The sequence below is a fragment of the Thermodesulfatator autotrophicus genome (assembly GCF_001642325.1).
GTDB lineage: Bacteria > Desulfobacterota > Thermodesulfobacteria > Thermodesulfobacteriales > Thermodesulfatatoraceae > Thermodesulfatator > Thermodesulfatator autotrophicus.
Genome location: NZ_LSFI01000024.1, coordinates 1 through 4,421 on the forward strand (window position 1 = coordinate 1; position 4,421 = coordinate 4,421).

Here is a 4,421-nt window from a genome sequence, read left to right on the forward strand (position 1 = left end):
CCTGCGGACACAGTTGACGAAACACTATGGATAAACAATAAGTGACTGGCAAAGTTTCTTGTCTAAACAAAGAACTTTAAGCAAAAACATCCTTTGACAGAAAAAGCGGCTCTTGATATAGAAAATCTGATGAGAGAAAACTCTACAGCATTTAAGGCCTCTCCCGAAACTCTTGCCCGCGAAATATGGGAAGAAGCTTATCTATTGGTAGAACGGCTTAAAAAAGTAATGCAAGACCACGGTCTGGTCTTATCCCCCGAAGAAATTCAAGAGGCTTTAATGAGTTTTGCCCAGACTCTTCTTTTAGCCTCGGTTTCCACTTTTAAAAGAATTTCCCCTGATGAAGCTGAAAAACTTGAACAAGACGTCTTTTTAAAACTTGCAGAGTTAATAATTGAAGACTTTCTTGAGCGCTCTCCCTCTCCTGCTGAATTGGATTATTTTCTAACTTACTTTAGAAGTAGCCTGGAAATCTTGCGCAAGGAGCTAGCAGAAAAAGGAGTTCACCCTGAAAAAGAGCTAGCCCCTGATTTGCGTAAATATATCCAACATATCTCAAGCCGTTTCCTCTCTAAGATAGGAGAGGTCGGCCACTAAAAGAAAAAGCTCTGCTATTTTTTGCAGTAAGGCAAGCCTATTTTGCCTTATATCTTCCTCTTCCACCATAACGAAAACTTTATCAAAAAACTCATCTATTGGGCCTTTTAACTTAATAAAAGAGCGAAGGGCCTTTTCATGTTCCCCTTTTTCAATCAAAGGTAAGGATTCTTTTTTTACCTCCAGATAAGCCTTATATAGCTTCTTTTCTGCTTCTTCTTTTAGGAGATTTTCATTAAAGGAAAGCTTTTCTGAGAGTTTTTTCACCATATTCATTACCCGTTTAAACCCCACGGCCAGCGCCGGGAACTCTTCGCTTTCGTAAACCTTTTTAAGGGCTTCAAGGCGAGCAAGCGTGTCTACCAGGTCATCAAAGCCTGCCGCCATAACGGCTTTTATCATCTCATCACTAAAGCCTCGGTTCAAAAGTGCCCCTTCAAAACGCTTACCTATAAACTGCTTAACCTCAAGTAAAGCTTCTTTTTGGGGGACTTTAAGGCGTTCTTTTAAAAGATTTAAAGCTTCATTTATAAACTCGCTAAGGGAGAGCCTAAATCCTTTAGCCAGGATAACTTCAATAATTCCATAAGCCGCTCGGCGTAAGCCAAAAGGGTCTGCCGTTCCGGTGGGCTGCTCGCCAATACCGAAAAAGGCACAAAGGGAGTCCATCTTATCTGCCAGAGACACTATGGCACCAACTATGCTTTGTGGGAGTTCTCCCCCAGCACTAACGGGAAGATAGTGCTCATAGATAGCGTTTGCCACTTCAGGGGCCTCACCACTTAAAAGGGCGTATTCTTTTCCCATTATCCCTTGAAGGCTTGGAAACTCTTGAACAAGTTCTGTCACCAGGTCAGCTTTGGCCAGATAAGCAGATCTTTGAGCCAGGTCTTTCTTTTCAGGGGCAAGTCTTTCAGCAAGCCAGACCGAAAGCTTAACCAGCCGCTCGGTCTTATCATAGAGAGAACCTAGCTCAGCGTGATAGCCCACATGAGCAAGTTCTTTAACCCGTTCAGGTAAAGGAATCTTTTTATCACGCTCATAATAGAAACTTGCGTCTTCAAGGCGAGCCCTTAAAACTCGCTCATGGCCGGCTATCAAGGCCACAGGGTCTTCAGGCTTGGTATTGTTAACAGCGATGAAATGAGGGAGAAGATTTCCCTCTTTATCAACCACCGAAAAATAACGCTGGTGCTCTCGCATGGCCGTTATTAACACCGGCTTTGGCAAAGAAAGAAATTTGTCATCAAATTTCCCTAAAGTGGCGTAGGGAAATTCCACCAAATTGGCATTTTCATGTAGAAGTTCTATATCTTCTAAAACTTTGGCCGAAATATCAAGCGCAGCGTCGGTCACTTCATCTTTAGTTCGAGCTAGGCGCTCTTCAGGTTCTACAATCACGAAGGCCTCTCTGAGTTTGCGCACATAAGAAACGAAGTCTTCTATTTCTATAGGGTCAGGCGCCATAAAACGATGTCCATAAGTTATATTTCCAGCCTTTACACCTGCCAGCTCAAAAGGCACCACTTGCTTACCATAGAGGGCCAGAAACCATCTTATAGGACGGGCAAAACGAAGCTTTTCAGTGCCCCAGCGCATAGTCTTGGGAAAAGGAATGCCCTTCACCAGCCTTTCAAGAAAAGCAGGCAAAAGATTTATAGTTTTTTCACCTGATATCTTTTTGGTAACACAAACATATTCCCCTTTAGGCGTCTCCTTTATGATTAGTTCTTCTACAGAAACATTGTGTTTTCTGGCAAAACCAAGGGCAGCTTTAGTAGGTTTACCATCGGCATCAAAAGCGGCCTGTTTGGGAGGGCCTAAAATTTCTTCCACACGGTCAGGCTGCTTTTCTGAAAGCTCTGACACGTAAAGGGTAAGCCTCCTGGGGGTAGCGAGGGTCTTTATTCCACCAAACTCTAAAGCAAGTTTGTTAAGTTCGTCGGCAGCCAAATCTTTAAGAGCTTTTAAGGCCGGTTCTATAAACCTTGCCGGGATCTCTTCCGTTCCTATCTCAAAAAGTAAATCTTTAGCCATGTCTTCCACCTTACTTAGAATTTTTTAACCACACTTCTGCTGACTTTTTGGCCAAAGCCCGCACCCTGGCGATGTAAGTAGTACGCTCTGCTACGGATAAGGCCTTGCGGGCATCAAGGAGATTAAAAATATGAGAGCACTTAATACAACAGTCATAGCCAGGTAAGGCCAATCCGGCTTCAAGCACGCGCAAGCCTTCTTTTTCCCAGGAATCAAAAAGACGGCGAAGCATAGCCACATCAGCCACTTCAAAATTATAAACTGAATATTCTACCTCGCCCCGGTGATGAACATCGCCGTACTTGACACTTTTATTCCAGGCAAGTTCAAATACGTTATCAATCCCCTGCAAATACATGGTTAGCCGTTCAAGCCCATAAGTAATCTCCACGGTAACCGGGTCACAATCAAAGCCGCCTACCTGTTGAAAGTAGGTAAACTGGGTTATCTCCATACCATCAAGCCACACCTCCCATCCAAGGCCCCAGGCTCCAAGGGTGGGGGACTCCCAGTCATCTTCTACAAAGCGAACATCGTGCTGGCGAAGGTCAAGGCCAAAGGCTTCAAGGCTTTTCAAATAAAGTTCCTGGATGTCATCGGGAGATGGTTTAATTACTACCTGGTATTGATAATAGTGTTGCAGACGATTTGGGTTTTCACCATAACGACCATCAGTAGGGCGGCGCGATGGCTGAACATAAGCTGCTTTCCAGGGTTCAGGCCCTAGTGAGCGCAAAAAAGTAGCCGGATGAAAGGTCCCTGCTCCCACTTCCATATCATAAGGCTGTAAAATCAGACAACCCTTTTCCGCCCAGAATTCATTTAAAGTTTTGATAACGTCTTGAAAATACATCTCCTTCCTCCTCAATATCTCGCCAAAGCTTAGCGCAAGAGACTACATTCTCAAGGGGGTATAAAATGTTTTTAGTCTTAAATGTTTTTAGTCTTAAAAAGTTCTTTATTAAAATTTCTTTTTAAGCTAAAAATATAAAAAAGATCTTAAAATTTTTGCTTATGTCTGAACTAAAAGAAAAAACCAAAGTCTTGGTAGCGGAAGACGATTATTATTTTAGTTCCTCTCTGTTAGAAGCTTTAAAAAGACGAGGCTATGAGCCTTTAGGTCCAGCCCAAACGGGTAAAGAAGCCGTTGAATTAGCTCGTTTACTAAAACCCGACATCATTATCATGGATATTCGTATGCCAGAAATGGACGGCCTGGAAGCAGCCTATCAAATAAATCAAATGGGCTTTGTCCCCATTATTATTCTTACAGCTTATACAGACCCTGATTTTTTGAGTAAGGCCTGTAAAGCTAAAGTGCTGGGTTATCTCTTAAAACCTATTTCTATTGATGAACTTGTTTCTTCAATAGAAGTTGCTTTGAACATAGGTAAAGAAATAAATTTTCGTGAGACAGAAATCAAGAATCTAAGGGAAGAACTTGGGGCCCGTAAAATTATAGAGCGCGCCAAAGGTTTTTTAATGGACGCCTACAATATGAAAGAAGGCGAAGCTATGCGATTCATGCAACAGGAAGCCCGCCGTCGGCGCATGAAATTGAAAGATATAGCCCAGGTTATAATAGAAATAGGAGAGGACTTACTTAAACAAGCCCAAAACAACCCTTTAAAATAAAACGCAGACCGCAAAATTTTTAAAAGACCTTCGTAAAACTCTAAAACATTAGTTTTTTATTTTAAGGGGAAGTATTGCTTCGCCACTTCGTGGCTTGCAATAACGGGAAGGTAAAGGAGTCTCGTATGACCTGGTAGGGTCACTTCGCCACG

General features: G+C 42.6%; 4 protein-coding genes. 2 read left to right on the top strand and 2 right to left on the bottom strand.

What is annotated here, in order from left to right:
• Positions 1-93: 93 nt before the first annotated feature.
• Entirely contained in the window at positions 94-597 is a 504-nt protein-coding gene (locus tag TH606_RS05955) for a hypothetical protein (protein WP_068542011.1), read from the top strand.
• Here TH606_RS05955 and glyS read toward each other — a convergent pair.
• Positions 556-2,634 carry a glycine--tRNA ligase subunit beta gene (gene glyS / locus TH606_RS05960; protein ID WP_068542012.1) on the bottom strand — a complete coding sequence of 693 codons (2,079 nt, stop codon included), beginning with the start codon at positions 2,632-2,634 and terminating at the stop codon, positions 556-558. The genes TH606_RS05955 and glyS overlap by 42 nt on opposite strands.
• Positions 2,635-2,644: 10 nt before the next feature.
• Positions 2,645-3,487, bottom strand: a complete 843-nt coding sequence (locus TH606_RS05965; RefSeq protein ID WP_068542013.1) for a glycine--tRNA ligase subunit alpha — start codon at positions 3,485-3,487, stop codon at positions 2,645-2,647.
• A 161-nt stretch (positions 3,488-3,648) separates the two neighbouring features.
• Between TH606_RS05965 and TH606_RS05970 the strand changes: the two genes are divergently transcribed.
• Positions 3,649-4,269 (top strand): ANTAR domain-containing response regulator, encoded by a 621-nt coding sequence (locus tag TH606_RS05970; protein WP_068542014.1) that lies wholly within the window; start codon positions 3,649-3,651, stop codon positions 4,267-4,269.
• The last annotated feature ends 152 nt before the right edge of the window (positions 4,270-4,421 follow it).

Coding starts and splice junctions, on each gene's coding strand:
- glyS (WP_068542012.1), bottom strand. CDS start 2,634: ATGGCTAAAGATTTACTTTTTGAGATAGGAACGGAAGAGATCCCGGCA.
- TH606_RS05965 (WP_068542013.1), bottom strand. CDS start 3,487: ATGTATTTTCAAGACGTTATCAAAACTTTAAATGAATTCTGGGCGGAA.
- TH606_RS05970 (WP_068542014.1), top strand. CDS start 3,649: ATGTCTGAACTAAAAGAAAAAACCAAAGTCTTGGTAGCGGAAGACGAT.